Raw genomic sequence first — 13945 nt, 5'->3', positions numbered from 1 at the left:
GAGACTCATACGGTGGACAACTTCCTCAGCGTGCGAGACCTCCGCGTGCACTTCCCGACGCCGGACGGCGTCGTCAAGGCGACCGACGGTCTGTCGTACGACCTGGCCAAGGGCAAGACCCTCGGCATCGTGGGCGAGTCCGGCTCGGGCAAGTCGGTCTCCAGCTCGGCCATCCTCGGCCTGCACCGCGGGACCAGCGCCCAGGTCAGCGGGCAGATCCTGCTCGAGGGCACGGACCTGCTCACGATCACCGACGAGGAGATGCGGCTGCGGCGGGGCAAGGAGGTCGCGATGATCTTCCAGGACCCGCTGTCGGCCATGCACCCCTACTACACGGTCGGCAACCAGATCGGCGAGGCCTACCGGGTCCACCACGACGTGAGCAAGAAGGCCGCCCGCACCCGGGTGATCGAGATGCTCGAGCTCGTGGGGATCCCGCAGCCGGACCGGCGGGTCGACGACTACCCGCACCAGTTCTCCGGCGGCATGCGCCAGCGCGCGATGATCGCGATGGCGCTCATCAACGACCCGGGGCTGGTCATCGCCGACGAGCCGACGACCGCGCTCGACGTGACGGTCCAGGCGCAGATCCTCGACCTCCTGCAGCAGCTGCAGAAGGAGTTCAACACCGGGATCATCATCATCACCCACGACCTCGGGGTCGTCGCGGAGATGGCCGACGACGTCCTGGTGATGTACGCCGGCAAGGCCGTCGAGTACGGCCCGACCAAGGAGCTGCTCACCCACCCGGAGATGCCCTACACCTGGGGCCTGCTCTCGAGCGTCCCGGACCTGACCGCGGACGTCGAGGAGAAGCTCGTCCCGATCCCGGGCACCCCGCCGAGCCTGCTCAGCCCGCCCAGCGGCTGTGCCTTCCACCCCCGCTGCCGCTACAAGGACCAGGTCGCCGGCGACCTGTGCGTCACGCAGCAGCCGGATCTCACCCCCGGTTCGCGCGGCCCGGGGCACCTCAAGCGGTGCCACCTGACCGACCCGACCGTCCCGAACGAGGAGGAGGTGGCCCAGTCATGACCGTGACCGATGCGGCCCCCACAGGCCCTTCGACCGCCACGGACGGGAGCGCACCCCTGCTCGACGTCCGTGACCTGAAGATGTACTTCCCCGTGAAGTCGTCCGGGCTGATCCGACGTACCGTCGGGCACGTCCAGGCGGTCGACGGCATCAGCTTCCAGATCGAGTCCGGCGGCTCGCTCGGCCTCGTGGGGGAGTCCGGCTGTGGCAAGTCCACGACCGGCCGCCTGGTGACGCGGCTCTACAAGCCGACCGACGGCAGCATCCACTTCGAGGGTCGCGACATCGCGAACCTCGGTGCCCGCCAGCTCAAGCCGCTGCGCCGGGAGATCCAGATGATCTTCCAGGACCCCTACGGCTCGCTGAACCCGCGGCACACCGTCGGCAGCATCGTCGGCGCGCCGCTGGAGATCCACGACGTGGTGCCCAAGAAGCAGGTGCTGAGCCGGGTCCAGGAGCTGCTGGAGATCGTCGGCCTCAACCCCGAGCACTACAACCGCTACCCGCACGAGTTCTCCGGCGGCCAGCGCCAGCGCATCGGCATCGCCCGCGCGCTGACGCTCCAGCCGAAGCTGCTCGTCGCCGACGAGCCGGTCTCCGCACTGGACGTCTCCATCCAGGCGCAGGTCATCAACCTGCTCCAGGACATCCAGCGCGAGTTCAACATCGGCTTCCTGTTCGTCGCCCACGACCTCGCGGTGGTCCGGCACTTCTGCCCGGAGATCGCGGTCATGTACCTCGGCAAGATCGTCGAGATCGGCGAGCGGGACGCGATCTACCAGCACGCCAACCACCCCTACACGCAGGCGCTGCTCTCCGCGGCGCCGGACGTGAAGCAGGCCGCGATCGGCGGCCGGCGCGAGCGGATCCAGCTGCAGGGGGACGTGCCGAGCCCGATCAACCCGCCGTCGGGCTGCCGGTTCCGGACCCGCTGCCCCTTCGCGCAGGACATCTGCGCCGCGGTGGAGCCGCCGCTGATGCAGATCGGTCGCCGGCACAAGGTCGCCTGCCACTTCGCCGGCGAGATCGGCCACCACCCGGCCGAGCCGGTGACCGCGCCGCTGCTCGGCGTCGACCGGCACGGCGACCCCGTCCCCGGGGCCGACCGGAACACCGACATCGGCACCGACTCGGGCTACAGCGACACCTGGTACGACTTCCCGGGCCGCCGGATCGTCCGGGACGAGAGCGCCTGAGCCCGACCTCGTGGAAGGGCTGTTCGACGCGGAGGAGCCGCGGCCGGTGTCCGGCCGCGGCTCCCTGTCGTCGGCGGCCCATGCGTCCAGCCCGCTCGCGGTGCGGATGCGACCGCGGACCCTGGACGAGCTGGTCGGCCAGGAGCAGCTGCGCGCGCCCGGCGCGCCGCTGCGGCAGCTGATCGAGAACGAGCAGTCGATGTCGCTGCTGCTGTGGGGACCGCCCGGCACCGGCAAGACCACGATCGCCTCGATCGTCAGCCAGCAGACCGACCGCCGGTTCGTCGAGGTCTCAGCCGTCTCCGCCGGGGTCAAGGAGGTGCGCGCGGCCATCGACGCCGCGCGCTCCGAGCTCGTGGCGACCGGCCGCGAGACGGTGCTGTTCGTCGACGAGGTCCACCGGTTCAGCAAGGCCCAGCAGGACGCGCTCCTGCCGGGGGTCGAGAACCGCTGGGTGACACTCGTCGCGGCCACCACCGAGAACCCGTTCTTCAGCGTGATCTCGCCGCTGCTGTCCCGCAGCCTGCTGCTGCGGTTGGAGTCGCTCACCGACGAGCACGTCCGCGGCGTGCTCGACCAGGCGCTGGTCGACGAGCGCGGGCTCGCCGGCCGGTTCACGGTGGAGGAAGAGGCGCTCGAGCACCTCGTCCGGCTGGCCGGCGGGGACGCGCGCCGCTCGCTGACGTACCTCGAGGCCGCCACCGGCGCGGCCGCGGCCCGCGGCTCCGAGGTCGTGACGCTGGAGATGGCCGAGACGGCCGTCGACCAGGCCGCGGTCCGCTACGACCGGCAGGGCGACCAGCACTACGACGTCACCAGCGCCTTCATCAAGAGCGTGCGCGGGTCCGACGCGGACGCCGCGCTGCACTACCTCGCGCGGATGATGGAGGCGGGTGAGGACCCACGCTTCATCGCGCGCCGGCTGATGATCCTCGCCAGCGAGGACATCGGCCTCGCCGACCCGACGGCACTGCCGACCGCGGTCGCGGCGGCCCAGACGGTGCAGCTGATCGGCATGCCGGAGGCCCAGCTGACGTTGGCGCACGCGACGATCGCGCTCGCGGTCGCCCCCAAGTCCAACGCGGTCACGACCGCCATCGGTGCGGCCGTGGCCGACGTCCGCGCGGGCAAGATCGGGCCGGTGCCGGCGCACCTGCGCGACGCCCACTACTCCGGCGCCAAGAAGCTGGGGCACGGGTCGACCTACCAGTACAGCCACGACCAGCCCTTCGGCATCGCCGAGCAGCAGTACGCACCCGACGTCGTGCTCGACCGGGAGTACTACCGACCGACCTCGCTCGGCGCCGAGGCGGCGGTCAAGGAGCGCTGGCAGCGGGTACGCCGCCTGGTGCGCGGAGCGGGTGGTCCGGAGGCGAAGGGCACCCGGTCCGGACGGTAGGGTCGGGCACCATGGTCGAGGAGTGGAGCCTGCCGGGCTGGGCGGTGGTCGCGGCAGCCGTGGCGGTGCTCGTCCTGCTCGCGCTCGCGGTCGCGCTGGGCGTCGCCGGCGCACGCGGCCGGCGTCGTGCGGAGCGGGACCTCGCGGCCGCCCGCGCCGAGGCCGAGGAGCTCCGCACCCGCGTCGAGGCGGTCGAGCAGCGGCTGCTCGCTGCGGACCGAGCGGCCCCCAACGCCGCCGCGGAGGAGTACGTCATCACCCGCGTCGGCGACCTGGACGCCGACCCGTCGGCCGACGGCGGCGTGCGGGCACCCGCCGTACCCGCTCCGCTCTTCGCCGACCTGGTCCTGCGGGAGTCGGTCGTGCAGGTCGCGTCGCTCGCGGCCGGGGTCCGGCGGGCGCTGGCGCCCGAGACCCGCAACCGGATCCGGTTCGAGGTCAAGCGGGAGGTCCGCCGCTCGCGCAAGCAGCGCCGTGCCGACCTGCGGGCCGCCCGCCGCCACGTACCCGGCAGCCCGGCATGAGATCACCCCACGAATCCGCTCGCTGCGCTCCCGGATCCGCAGGGACCCCGAAATGAGTCGCGGCCTCTGGTTCGTCGCCGGGGCCGGAGCGGGGGTCTACGCCATGGTGCGGGGCCGCCGCGCCGCCGAGGCGCTCACCGCCGACGGGCTCCGCGACCGGTGGAACGGCCTGGCGCACGGCGCCCGGCTGCTCCGCGACGAGGTGGCGCAGGGCAGGGCCGACGCCGAGGTCGACCTCCGGGCCCGGCTGGGCCTGACGCCGGCCGGGACGCCCGAGCTGGCCGCGCCGGCGGGTCCGACCGCCCCACCGACCGATCACACCGATACCGAAGCACCGAACGAGGAAGGCACCACCTGATGGAGACCGCGGAGATCCGACGGCGGTTCGTGGCCCACTTCGAGGCCAACGCGCACACGGTGGTGCCGTCGGCGTCGCTGCTGCTGGACGACCCGAACCTGCTGTTCGTCAACGCCGGCATGGTGCCCTTCAAGCCGTACTTCCTCGGGCAGGAGTCCGCGCCGTACGACCGCGCGGTCAGCGTGCAGAAGTGCGTGCGCACCCTCGACATCGAGGAGGTCGGCAAGACCACGCGGCACGGCACGTTCTTCCAGATGTGTGGCAACTTCTCCTTCGGCGACTACTTCAAGGAGGGGGCGATCCGCTTCGCCTGGAGCCTGATCACCGGCTCCGTCGAGGAGGGTGGCTTCGGCTTCGACCCGGAGAAGATCTGGGTGACGGTGCTGCCCTCGGACGACGAGGCGCGCGACCTGTGGCGGTCGATCGCCGGCCTGCCCGACGAGCGGATCCAGGAGCGCGGGCTCAAGGACAACTACTGGTCGATGGGCGTGCCCGGGCCGGGTGGTCCGTGCTCGGAGATCTACGTCGACCGCGGGCCGGAGTTCGGCCCCGACGGCGGCCCGAACGCCGACGAGGACCGGTTCCTGGAGATCTGGAACCTCGTCTTCATGCAGGAGTCGCTCAGCGCCGTGCGCGCCAAGGACGACTTCGACGTCGAGGGGCCGCTTCCGGCGAAGAACATCGACACCGGCATGGGCCTCGAGCGGGTCGCGTACCTGCTCCAGGGCAAGCAGAACATGTACGAGATCGACGAGGTCTTCCCCGTCATCGAGCGCGCCAGCGAGCTGACCGGGCGGGCCTACGGCGCGGACCCGGAGGACGACGTCCGCTTCCGCGTCGTGGCCGACCACGTCCGCAGCGCGCTCATGCTGATCGGCGACGGCGTCACGCCGGGCAACGAGGCCCGTGGCTACGTCCTGCGCCGGCTGCTGCGCCGCGCGGTCCGGTCGATGCGGCTGCTCGGCTACGAGGACCGCGCGCTGCCCGAGCTGCTGCCGGTGAGCATGAGCCGGATGAAGGCGTCCTACCCCGAGCTCGAGGCGGACTTCGAGCGGATCAGCCGGGTGGCGTACGCCGAGGAGGACGCCTTCCGCAAGACGCTCCAGGCCGGCACCCAGATCTTCGACCAGGCCGCCCATCAGGTGAAGGCGTCCGGGTCGACCCGGCTGGCGGGCGACCAGGCGTTCGCGCTGCACGACACCTACGGCTTCCCGATCGACCTCACGCTCGAGATGGCCTCCGAGGCCGGGCTGAGCGTGGACGAGGAGGGCTTCCGCGCGCTCATGACCGAGCAGCGCGAGCGGGCGAAGGCCGACGCGCGCGCGAAGAAGGGCCAGCACGCCGACACCGGTGTCTACCGCGGCATCCTCGACGCCCACGGCCCGACCGAGTGGCTCGCCTACGAGACCCTCGAGACCGAGTCCCGCCCGCTGGCGCTGCTCTCCGGCGGCGCGCCGGCCCGGTCGCTGGCGGCCGGCGAGGTCGGCGAGCTCGTGCTCGACCGCACGCCGTTCTACGCGGAGTCCGGAGGCCAGGCGGCCGACGCCGGCCTCATCGAGTTCGACGGCGGCCGGCTCGAGGTGCTCGACGTGCAGCGGCCGGTCCGCGGGCTGGTCGTGCACCAGGTGCGGGTGGTCGACGGTGAGCTCGAAGCCTCCTCGACGGCACAGCTGCACGCCCGCGTCGACCCCGAGTGGCGCACCGGCGCACGGCAGGCGCACTCGGGCACCCACGTCGTGCACGCGGCGCTGCGCGAGGTGCTCGGCCCCACCGCGCTGCAGTCCGGCTCCTACAACCGGCCGGGCTACCTCCGGCTCGACTTCGGCTGGACCACCGGCCTGAGCCCGCAGCAGGTCCGTGACATCGAGCAGGTCTCCAACCACGCACTGCGCGCCGACCTGCCGGTCTCCTGGCAGTACATGACGCTCCCCGAGGCCAAGGACTGGGGCGCGATCGCGCTGTTCGGCGAGACGTACGACGACTCCAAGGTGCGCGTGGTCGAGATCGGCGGCCCGTGGTCGCGCGAGCTCTGCGGCGGCACGCACGTGGACCACTCCTCCCAGATCGGCACGATCGTGGTCACCGGCGAGTCGTCGGTCGGGTCCGGCAACCGCCGGATCGAGGCGTTCACCGGCGTCGAGGGCTTCGCCTACCTCGCCCGCGAGCGCGACGTCGTCAGCCAGCTCACCGGGCTGCTCAAGACCCAGCCCGACGACCTCGTCGGCCGCGTCTCCGAGCTCGTCGAGCGCCTCCGCGCGGTCGAGAAGGAGGCCGAGAAGGCGCGCGTCGCCCAGCTCCTCGCCGCCGGTGGCCAGCTGGCGGCCGGCGCCGAGGTCGTGGCCGGCGTGCACGTCGTGGCCCACCGCGCCGACGGAGCGGGCGGCGGCGACGTGCGCACGCTGGCGATGGACGTCCGCAGCCGGCTGCCGCAGGGCGAGCCCGGCGTGGTCGTCGTCATCGGCGTCGCCGACGGCAAGGTCGCGGTCGTCGCGGCCGTCACCGACGCGGCGCGCGAGCGTGGGCTGTCGGCCAACGCGCTGGTCCGCGCGGTCGGGCCGCTGGTCGGCGGCAAGGGCGGCGGCAAGGACGACGTGGCCCAGGGCGGCGGCACCGACGCGACCCGGGTCGACGAGGCGCTCGCCCTGGTGACCGCCGAGGTCGCACGGACGGCGGGCGTTTGAGGCACGGCGTACGGCTCGGCATCGACCCGGGGGATGCCCGGATCGGCGTGGCGCGCAGCGACCCGACCGGGTTCCTCGCCACGCCCGTCGAGACCGTGCGCCGCGGCAAGGGCGACCTCGCCCGGATCGCGCGGATCCTGCGCGAGATCCGCGACGAGTCCGAGGTCGCCGAGGTCGTCGTCGGGCTGCCCCGCAGCCTGTCCGGCGGCGAGGGGCCGGCGGCGGTCAAGACCCGCGAGTTCGCCGCCCGCCTGGCCGAGCGGGTCGCGCCGACACCGGTCCGGCTGGTCGACGAGCGGCTGACCACGGTCTCGGCGGAGGCTATGCTCCGCGACCGGGGCCGGTCCGGCAGCAAGCGCCGGGCGGTCGTCGACCAGGCCGCTGCGGTCCTGATCCTGCAGCACGCGCTCGACACGGAGCGCACGACGGGGACCGCCCCCGGCGAGATCGTCCGGGCAGCGCCCGAGGAGCCCGAGGAGACCCAGTGAGCGACCCGAGCCACCCCAGCGACCCGCTCCTGCCGGGGGACGGCACCGTGCCCGCCAGCGGTCGCCGGCGCCGCAAGCGCCGCGGCCTGCCCGGCTGCCTCGCCGTCCTCGTCGCCCTGGCGATCGTGGCCGGCGGCCTCTACTTCGCGGTGACGCGGGGGGTCGCGTGGGTCGAGGACCAGTTCGCCGAGCCCGACGACTTCGCCGGTCCGGGCAGGGGTGAGGTCGCCTTCGAGGTGGTCGAGGGCGACTCGAGCGCCGCGATCTGCCGTGGGCTCAAGGCCGACGGCGTCGTCGCCTCGGTGCAGGCCTGCATCGACGCCGCCGCCGCGAACCCGGACTCCCCGGGCATCCAGGTCGGCTTCTACCCGCTCAAGAAGGAGATGGCCTCCGAGGACGCCATCGACGTGCTCGTCGACCCCGCCAACATCATCACCAACGCCGTGACGATCCCCGAGGGCCTCAACACCGACCAGGTCGTCGAGATCCTCGCCGAGAGCACCGACTTCCGCGCCGGCGCCTTCGAGAGGGTGCTCGACCAGCCCGACAGGATCGGCCTGCCGGAGTACGCCGGCGGCAACCCCGAGGGCTACCTGTTCCCCTCGACGTACTCCTTCGGGCCGAACGCCAAGCCGCTCGACATGGTGCAGGCGATGGTGACCCGGTGGCGCCAGGCGGCCGACGAGGCCGGTCTCGAGGACGCCGCTGCCGAGCTCGGCTACACCCCGCACGAGCTGATGACCGTGGCCAGCCTGGTCGAGGCCGAGGGGCGCGGCGACGACATGCCGAAGGTCGCGCGGGTGATCTACAACCGCGTCGAGAACCCCGACAACGGCCAGACCAACGGCCTGCTGCAGATCGACGCCGCGGTCAACTACGCGCTCGGCAAGGAGCCGATCGCGGTGCTCAGCCAGGACCAGATCGACTCGGTGGCGGACTCGCCGTACAACACCTACACCCAGCCGGGGCTCCCGCCCGGCCCGATCGAGGCACCGGGCGACGCGGCGATCCAGGCGGCGGCGAACCCCGCCGAGGGCTCGTGGCTCTACTACGTGACGGTCGACCTCTCGACGGGCGAGACCAAGTTCACCGACAGCTACGACGAGTTCCTGTCGTTCAAGAGCGAGCTGCAGGCCTACTGCGCCAACGAGTCCGACCGCTGCTGATGCGCTGCGCCGTCCTCGGCGACCCGATCGCCCACTCGCTGTCACCGGTGCTGCACCGGGCGGCGTACGCCGAGCTCGGCCTGGACTGGACCTACGACGCCGTCCGCGTGCCGGCCGGCGGACTGCCCGACTTCCTCGCCGGTCTGGACGAGTCGTGGCGCGGCCTGTCGCTGACGATGCCGCTCAAGCGCGAGCTGATGGCCCTGGTCGACGACGTCTCCGACCGCGCGGCGCTCGTCGGCGCCGCCAACACGCTGGTGCTGGACGGGGGAGCGCGGCACGCCGACAACACGGACCTGCCGGGCGCCGTCGCGGCGGTCCGGGAGCGCCACGACGGGCCGGTCCGTGCCGGCGCGGTGCTGGGCGGGGGCGCGACCGCGGCGTCGACCGGGCTGGCGCTGTGCGAGCTCGGCGCGGAGCGGGTGACCCTGCACGTGCGCTCGGAGGCGCGCGGCGAGGAGGCCGCCGAGGCCGTACGCCGCCACCCCGCCGCGCCCGAGGTCGTGCTCGCGTCCCTGGCGGACCCGCCGCGGGCCGACGTCGTCGTCTCGACGATCCCGGCCGCGGCCCAGACGGACGCGCTGGTGGCCGGCTGCCGCGACGTGCCGGTGGTCTTCGAGGTCGTCTACGACCCGTGGCCGACGCCGCTGGCCGCGTCCGTGATCGAGCAGGCGGACACCGGGCAGGCGGACACCGGGCGGGTGCTCGTGAGCGGGCTCGACCTGCTCGTCCACCAGGCGGCGCTCCAGGTCGAGCTGTTCACCGGCCGGCTGCCGTCGGTCGCCGCCATGCGGGCCGCCGGCGAGGCGGCGCTGCACGGGACGCACGGGGGCGGGGGAGCGCCGCGGTGAGCGACCAGGTCGCCGCCGCCGTGGCGCTCGCGCTGATCTGTGGGGGGCTGGGCCTGCTGGTGCCGGCGCTGGTCGCGTGGATCCCCGAGCCGGAGCCGACCACCACCGACGACACGGTCGCCGAGCAGGACGCCCCGGTCGCCGGCGGCGTGGACGTTGCAGGCGAGGCGGAGGAGCCCAAGGAGCCCTACGCCGACATCGCCCGCCTGCCGGGACTGGTCTGGAAGGCGACGCTCGCCTCCGCCGCGGCCGGAGCGCTGGTCGGCTGGTCGGTCGGCGCCGACTGGGACCTGCTGCCGCTGGCGCCCGTGGTGCCGGTCTCGGTCGCCCTCGCGGTGGTCGACTGGCGCACCCGGCTCCTCCCGACGAAGGTGATCGCGCCGACGTACCTCGTCACGATCGCCCTGACGCTGGTCACCTGGGTGGTCACGCGGGAGACCGACGACCTGGTCCGCGCGTTCTGGGGCTGGCTGCTCGCGGGCGGCATCTTCTTCGTCCTGTGGTTCGTGCACCCGCGCGGCCTCGGCTACGGCGACGTGCGGCTCGCCGGCGTGCTCGGCATCGCGCTCGGGCACCTGGGCTGGGGCGAGCTGCTCGTCGGCGTCTACGGCGGGTTCCTGCTCGGCGGCGTCGGCGGCGGCCTGCTGTCGCTGCTGCGGGTGGTGGAGCGCAGGGCCTTCCCGTTCGGGCCGTTCATGCTGGTGGCGGCGCTGGTGGGCGTGTGGGTCGGCGAGCCGGTGCTCGACGGTCTCGTCACCGGGTGAGCGTCCGGTCGCGGCGGAGGCTCGTGGGAGACTGACGCCCATGCTTCGTTGGCTCACCGCGGGCGAGTCCCACGGCCCCTCCCTGGTCGCGATCCTCGAGGGACTGCCCGCGCACGTGCGGGTGACCTCGGCCGACATCCAGGACTCCCTGGCCCGTCGCCGGCTCGGCTACGGCCGCGGCGCCCGGATGAAGTTCGAGCAGGACGAGGTCACGCTCGTCGGCGGCGTGCGCCACGGCGAGTCCCAGGGTGGACCGGTCGCGATCCAGGTCGGCAACACCGAGTGGCCGAAGTGGGAGAAGGTCATGGCGGCCGACCCGGTCGACCCCGCCGAGCTCGCGTCGATGGCCCGCAACGCGCCGCTGACCCGCCCCCGCCCCGGCCACGCCGACCTCGCCGGGATGCAGAAGTACGACTTCGAGGACGCCCGACCGATCCTCGAACGCGCCTCGGCCCGCGAGACCGCGGCCCGCGTCGCCCTCGGTCGCGTGGCCAGCAACTTCCTCGAGCAGGCCGTCGGCGCCCGCATCGTCTCCCACGTCATCGAGCTCGGCGGGGTCCGCGCGCCCGACGGGCTCTGGCCGCAGGCCGACGACGTCGCCCGGCTCGACGAGGACCCGGTGCGCTGCCTCGACGCCGACACCTCGCAGCGGATGGTCGAGCGGATCGACGACGCGCACAAGGACGGCGACACCCTCGGCGGCGTGGTCGAGGTCGTCGTCCACGGCCTCCCGCCGGGCCTCGGCTCCCACGTGCACTGGGACCGCCGCCTCGACTCGCGCCTGGCCGGCGCGCTCATGGGCATCCAGGCGATCAAGGGCGTCGAGGTCGGCGACGGCTTCGAGCTGGCCGCCACGCCGGGGTCGCTCGCCCACGACGAGATCGTCCCGACCGACGAGGGCATCCGCCGCGTCTCGGGCCGCTCGGGCGGCACGGAGGGCGGCATGACCACGGGCGAGGTGCTGCGCGTGCGCGCCGCGATGAAGCCGATCGCGACCGTCCCGCGCGCCCTGCGCACCGTCGACGTCGCGACCGGCGAGGAGTCGGTCGCGCACCACCAGCGCTCCGACGTCTGCGCGGTCCCGGCCGCCGGCATCGTGGCCGAGGCGATGGTGGCGCTGGTGCTCGCGGACGCGGTGACGGAGAAGTTCGGCGGCGACTCGGTGGCGGAGACCCGGCGCAACGCCGAGTCATACCTCGCCGCCCTGCGCTACCGGTGACGGGGCCACCGGTGAGCTCGTCCGTGACCCCCACGACCGGGCCGCGCGCGGTGCTCGTCGGCCCGATGGGTGCCGGCAAGACGACCGTGGCCGCGCTGCTCGCCGAGGCCTGGGGCGTGGCCGCCCGCGACACCGACCAGGACGTCGAGGCGGCCGAGGGCCGCTCGGTCTCCGACATCTTCGTCGACTCCGGCGAGGCGCACTTCCGCCGGCTCGAGGCGGCCGCCGTCGCGACGGCGCTGGCCGAGCACGACGGCGTCCTCGCGCTCGGTGGGGGAGCGGTCCTGGACCCGGCGACCCGCGAGCGGCTCGTCGGCCACACCGTGGTGTTCCTGCGCGTGGGCCTGGCCGACGCGGTCAAGCGGGTCGGCCTCGGCACGTCGCGGCCGCTGCTGGTCGGTGGCGTACGGTCGCGGGTCAAGGCGCTGCTCGACGAGCGTGCGCCGGTGTACGAGTCGGTGGCCACCCTGGTCGTCGACACCGACGGGCGCACCCCGCAGCAGGTCGCCGACGAGATCCTGGAGGCCCTTCCCCGATGACTGACCCCACCCCCACCGCGGGCACCGCCGAGACCACGCTGCACGTCGGCGGCGCCTCGCCGTACGACGTCGTGGTCGGCACCGACCTGGCCCGCCACCTGCCGGCCATGGTCGGCGACGCCGCGGAGCGGGTCGCGATGGTCGTGGACACGCGGCTGCAGCCCTACGCCGACGACCTGGTCGACATCCTCGGCGAGCGCGAGGTCCTGGTCTTCGCAGTGCCGGAGGGCGAGGAGGCGAAGTCGGTCGAGGTCGCGGCCGAGATCTGGAACGCGCTGGGCCAGGAGGGCTTCACCCGGTCCGACGTGGTCGTCACCCTCGGCGGTGGCGCGACCACCGACCTCGGCGGGTTCATCGCCGCCACTTGGCTGCGCGGCGTCCGCGTCGTGCACGTGCCGACCACGCTGCTCGCCATGGTCGACGCCGCCGTCGGCGGCAAGACCGCGGTCAACACCGAGGCCGGCAAGAACCTCGTCGGCGCCTTCCACGAGCCGGCCGGCGTGCTGTGCGACCTGTCCTACCTGCGCACCCTCGCCGGCGAGGAGCTCGTCTCCGGCCTGGCCGAGGTCATCAAGTGCGGCTTCGTCGCCGACCCGGAGATCCTCCGGCTCGCCGAGTCCCTCGAGCCCGGCGCGCTCGGGGTCGACGACCCGGTGCTCCGCGAGCTCGTCGAGCGCGCGATCCGCGTGAAGATCGACGTCGTCGTCGCCGACCTGCGCGAGACCGGCGGCCGCGACGGCCACCCCGGTCGCGAGGTACTCAACTACGGCCACACCCTCGGGCACGCGATCGAGGCGATCAGCGGCTACACCATCCGTCACGGCGAGGCCGTCTCGCTCGGCTGCGTGTACGTCGCCGAGCTGGCGCGGCTCGAGGGCCGGATCGGCCCCGACCTGGTGCAGCGGCACCGCGAGCTGTTCGGCCGCTTCGGCCTGCCGACCGGGATGTCGGGCCCGTCGTTCGACGACGTGCTCGAGCTGATGCGCGTGGACAAGAAGGCGCGCGGCTCGCAGCTGCGGTTCGTGGTGCTGGACGACGTCGCGCGGCCGGCGGTGCTGGCCGGGCCGTCCGAGGCGAACCTGCGCGCGGCGTACGACGCCCTCGAGCTCGGGGAAGAGGCGCCGGAGCAGCCGTGAGGGTCCTCGTCCTCAACGGGCCGAACCTCGGCCGGCTCGGTCGGCGCCAGCCGGAGATCTACGGCACCACGACCCACGCCGAGCTCGCCGACCTCTGCGTCGCGTGGGGCGCGGAGCTCGGGCTCGCGGTCGAGGTGCGCCAGACCAACCACGAGGGCGTGATGGTCGACTGGCTCAACCAGGCCGCGGACGACCGGACGCCGGTGGTGCTCAACGCCGCCGCGTGGACGCACTACTCCTACGCCGTGCTCGACGCGTGCGCGCAGCTCGAGGCGCCCCTGGTCGAGGTGCACCTCTCCGACCCGAGCAAGCGGCCCGAGGAGTTCCGGCACCACTCGGTCGTCACGGCGTACGCCGTCGAGGTCGTCGCGGGCCACGGGGTCGGCGGCTACCGGATGGCCCTCGAGGTGCTCGCGCGCGGCTGACCCCCTGCGGTCTCGTGCTGCCCACCGTGCGTCCTGGCGCTCGTTGGGCAGCACGAGGCCCGTATTCGGGGGAAGGAGCGCCGCGCCGGTAGACTCGTGCGCCGTGCCCGGAGGCGCCGGTGAGGCGGCCACGAGCACCTCCGCCCACCGGACGACGACGAAGGCTG

The 13945-nt window shown here is 73.6% G+C and carries 14 protein-coding genes; all 14 read left to right on the top strand.

Annotated elements, in window-relative coordinates:
- Window positions 1-12: 12 nt before the first annotated feature.
- Genes H7344_RS06120 through H7344_RS06055 form a run of 14 tightly spaced genes read left to right on the top strand, consistent with a single transcriptional unit; the run spans window position 13 to window position 13778 of the window.
- The gene (locus H7344_RS06120) at window positions 13-1032 is read left to right on the top strand and encodes an ABC transporter ATP-binding protein (protein ID WP_186345147.1); all 1020 of its coding nucleotides are present in this window, start codon (window positions 13-15) and stop codon (window positions 1030-1032) included.
- Window positions 1029-2228, top strand: a complete 1200-nt coding sequence (locus H7344_RS06115; RefSeq protein ID WP_186345146.1) for an ABC transporter ATP-binding protein — start codon at window positions 1029-1031, stop codon at window positions 2226-2228. The genes H7344_RS06120 and H7344_RS06115 overlap by 4 nt, the downstream gene beginning before the upstream one ends.
- A 10-nt stretch (window positions 2229-2238) precedes the next feature.
- Complete coding sequence (locus tag H7344_RS06110; RefSeq protein ID WP_229707079.1) at window positions 2239-3627, top strand: replication-associated recombination protein A; 1389 nt, start codon at window positions 2239-2241, stop codon at window positions 3625-3627.
- Window positions 3628-3638: 11 nt separating this feature from the next.
- A complete protein-coding gene (locus H7344_RS06105; RefSeq protein WP_186345145.1) occupies window positions 3639-4151 on the top strand; it encodes a hypothetical protein in 513 nt (170 codons plus the stop codon).
- 52 nt (window positions 4152-4203) lie between these two features.
- Window positions 4204-4509 (top strand): DUF6167 family protein, encoded by a 306-nt coding sequence (locus tag H7344_RS06100; protein WP_186345144.1) that lies wholly within the window; start codon window positions 4204-4206, stop codon window positions 4507-4509.
- A complete protein-coding gene (alaS, locus tag H7344_RS06095) occupies window positions 4509-7190 on the top strand; it encodes an alanine--tRNA ligase (RefSeq protein ID WP_186345143.1) in 2682 nt (893 codons plus the stop codon). The genes H7344_RS06100 and alaS overlap by 1 nt, the downstream gene beginning before the upstream one ends.
- Window positions 7187-7678, top strand: a complete 492-nt coding sequence (ruvX, locus tag H7344_RS06090; RefSeq protein WP_186345142.1) for a Holliday junction resolvase RuvX — start codon at window positions 7187-7189, stop codon at window positions 7676-7678. The genes alaS and ruvX overlap by 4 nt, the downstream gene beginning before the upstream one ends.
- Window positions 7675-8844 (top strand): endolytic transglycosylase MltG, encoded by a 1170-nt coding sequence (gene mltG, locus H7344_RS06085; RefSeq protein ID WP_186345141.1) that lies wholly within the window; start codon window positions 7675-7677, stop codon window positions 8842-8844. The genes ruvX and mltG overlap by 4 nt, the downstream gene beginning before the upstream one ends.
- Window positions 8844-9695: a shikimate dehydrogenase gene (locus H7344_RS06080; RefSeq protein WP_186345140.1), complete on the top strand. Its 852-nt coding sequence runs from the start codon at window positions 8844-8846 to the stop codon at window positions 9693-9695. Before mltG ends, H7344_RS06080 begins: the two co-directional genes overlap by 1 nt.
- Window positions 9692-10459, top strand: a complete 768-nt coding sequence (locus tag H7344_RS21085) for a prepilin peptidase (protein WP_186345139.1) — start codon at window positions 9692-9694, stop codon at window positions 10457-10459. The genes H7344_RS06080 and H7344_RS21085 overlap by 4 nt, the downstream gene beginning before the upstream one ends.
- A 40-nt stretch (window positions 10460-10499) precedes the next feature.
- Window positions 10500-11678 (top strand): chorismate synthase, encoded by a 1179-nt coding sequence (gene aroC / locus H7344_RS06070; protein ID WP_186345138.1) that lies wholly within the window; start codon window positions 10500-10502, stop codon window positions 11676-11678.
- An 11-nt stretch (window positions 11679-11689) separates the two neighbouring features.
- Window positions 11690-12217 (top strand): shikimate kinase, encoded by a 528-nt coding sequence (locus tag H7344_RS06065; protein WP_444544112.1) that lies wholly within the window; start codon window positions 11690-11692, stop codon window positions 12215-12217.
- Window positions 12214-13353, top strand: coding sequence for a 3-dehydroquinate synthase (aroB, locus tag H7344_RS06060; protein ID WP_186345137.1), 1140 nt, complete (start codon window positions 12214-12216; stop codon window positions 13351-13353). Before H7344_RS06065 ends, aroB begins: the two co-directional genes overlap by 4 nt.
- On the top strand, window positions 13350-13778 hold the full coding sequence (locus H7344_RS06055) for a type II 3-dehydroquinate dehydratase (protein ID WP_186345136.1): 429 nt from the start codon (window positions 13350-13352) through the stop codon (window positions 13776-13778). The genes aroB and H7344_RS06055 overlap by 4 nt, the downstream gene beginning before the upstream one ends.
- Window positions 13779-13945 lie beyond the last annotated feature (167 nt).

Origin of the sequence: Nocardioides deserti (assembly GCF_014266025.1) — a bacterium.
Classification (GTDB): Bacteria; Actinomycetota; Actinomycetes; order Propionibacteriales; family Nocardioidaceae; genus Nocardioides; species Nocardioides deserti.
This window is presented reverse-complemented; position numbering and strand designations above follow the sequence as displayed.

What these genes read in the sequence shown, in the direction of transcription:
- H7344_RS06105 (WP_186345145.1), top strand. Translation starts at nt 3,639, where the DNA reads ATGGTCGAGGAGTGGAGCCTGCCGGGCTGGGCGGTGGTCGCGGCAGCC.
- H7344_RS06115 (WP_186345146.1), top strand. Translation starts at nt 1,029, where the DNA reads ATGACCGTGACCGATGCGGCCCCCACAGGCCCTTCGACCGCCACGGAC.
- H7344_RS06080 (WP_186345140.1), top strand. Translation starts at nt 8,844, where the DNA reads ATGCGCTGCGCCGTCCTCGGCGACCCGATCGCCCACTCGCTGTCACCG.
- aroC (WP_186345138.1), top strand. Translation starts at nt 10,500, where the DNA reads ATGCTTCGTTGGCTCACCGCGGGCGAGTCCCACGGCCCCTCCCTGGTC.
- alaS (WP_186345143.1), top strand. Translation starts at nt 4,509, where the DNA reads ATGGAGACCGCGGAGATCCGACGGCGGTTCGTGGCCCACTTCGAGGCC.
- aroB (WP_186345137.1), top strand. Translation starts at nt 12,214, where the DNA reads ATGACTGACCCCACCCCCACCGCGGGCACCGCCGAGACCACGCTGCAC.
- H7344_RS06100 (WP_186345144.1), top strand. Translation starts at nt 4,204, where the DNA reads ATGAGTCGCGGCCTCTGGTTCGTCGCCGGGGCCGGAGCGGGGGTCTAC.